Genomic DNA, 1,112 nt, shown 5'->3' with positions numbered 1-1,112 from the left:
GGTCGGTCAGGTGCAGCACGTCCACGTCCGCCGTCGAGCCGGACTCGTCGTCGATGTAGTCGTTGCCATCGCCCAGTGCGTAGAAGTAGGTGTCGCTGCCGGCACCGCTGTTGAATCGATCATTCCCGAGGCCTCCCCAAAAGATGTCGTTCCAATCCGAGCCGCCGATCGTGTCGTTGCCACTGGTGCCCCGGATCCAGGCATGGGAATTGATCGTGGCCAGATCCCAGCTCGTACCGTCTGCAAACTCGATTTTCTCGATGCCCCAGTTCGCCGTCTTCGAGTAGAACTGGTAGTTGACGGTTACGATCTGCCCCGTGGCGATGACGCTGATCGCCAGATCGCCGCCGACCCGGCTGAACGTCAGGTCGCTGGCATTCAGATCCGTGAAACGCAGTGTATCTATCTCGGCCGTCGATGCGGACTCGTCGTCGATACGATCGTTGCCGTCGCCCGACGTGTAGACGTACAGATCGCTGCCTGCATTCCCACGCAGATAGTCGTTGCCCAGGCCGCCGGACAGAATGTCACTTCCGGAGGAACTCGATATCGAGTCGTCCCCGGTTCCGCCCCGATACCATGACGCGGCCACAATCTGGTTGCGGTCCCAGGACGTACCATTGGCAAAAGCCACGGTTTCGATGCCGTTATCGCCGTTGAATTGGTTCTCGACCTTCAGAGTTTCTCCGCTGGAGACGACTTTGACAAAGAGGTCGTTGCCGGAGCGGCTGAACTCGACATCTGCGATGTTGAGACCGACGAGCTTGACCGTATCGCCACTGCCGTCGGACGCGACACTACCCTCGGCGATCGTGTCGTTGTCGGAGCCCAGGCCGAAGAGATAGGTGTCGGCGCCGCCATGGCCGACCAGGCGGTCATTGCCACCACGGCCGTCGATGGTGTCATTGCCGGACGAACCATCGATGGTTTCACCGGCGCTGGTGCCGATGAACCAGGCCGCGGCGAGAATTTGGGCTCGATCCCAACTGGTGTTGTCGGCAAAGCGAACCTGCTCGACCCCGTAGTTAGTCGAATTGAAGTGATCCTGAACCTTCAGGACCTCGCCTGTGCTATTGATGGTGATGTACAGGTGATTGCCGAGACGACCGAAC

The 1,112-nt window shown here is 59.7% G+C and carries 1 protein-coding gene; it reads right to left on the bottom strand.

The annotated features are described in order from the left end of the window. The coding region (locus AB1772_13500) for a calcium-binding protein (GenBank protein ID MEW5797355.1) at positions 1–1,112 on the bottom strand (1,112 nt) is incomplete at both ends.

It is taken from the genome of Candidatus Zixiibacteriota bacterium, assembly GCA_040752815.1.
In the GTDB taxonomy this organism is placed as follows: domain Bacteria; phylum Zixibacteria; class MSB-5A5; order GN15; family FEB-12; genus JAGGTI01.
This window is presented reverse-complemented; position numbering and strand designations above follow the sequence as displayed.